Source organism: Thiorhodococcus minor (genome assembly GCF_010820565.1).
In the GTDB taxonomy this organism is placed as follows: Bacteria; Pseudomonadota; Gammaproteobacteria; order Chromatiales; family Chromatiaceae; genus Thiorhodococcus; species Thiorhodococcus minor.
The window spans coordinates 1-313 of record NZ_JAAIJQ010000384.1; the positions used below are offsets into that span (position 1 = coordinate 1).

Below are 313 nucleotides of genomic sequence, written 5' to 3' on the forward strand. Positions count from 1 at the left end.
TCGAAGTCGATCCTGCCTCGTTTAATTCCAGGGCAGAGTGTGCCACTGAATTGAACGGGGTTTTCGTTCAGGCACTAGTCTCGTCGGCATAGAGCACCTCGGCATCGCGCACCGCCGCGTGGATCTCCGCCTCGAGCACTGGCTCAAGCGCACGCCCGGCCTCATCAACGCACTGGTTGATGGTGGCCGTGGAGAGCGACAGCCCCAGCCAGTCAAAGAGGAATTCGCGCACCTTCGTGCGTATTCCAGTGAAACCGGACACCCAGTCCGAAGGAAAGCGGACAGTCGTTCCGATCGAAACCGGACAGTCAGT

Annotated in this window: 1 protein-coding gene; it reads right to left on the reverse strand. The window is 59.4% G+C overall.

From position 1 onward, the window contains the following. Window positions 1-67: 67 nt before the first annotated feature. On the reverse strand, window positions 68-313 hold a 246-nt coding region (locus tag G3446_RS27395; protein ID WP_209262686.1), incomplete at its 5' end, for an IS66 family transposase.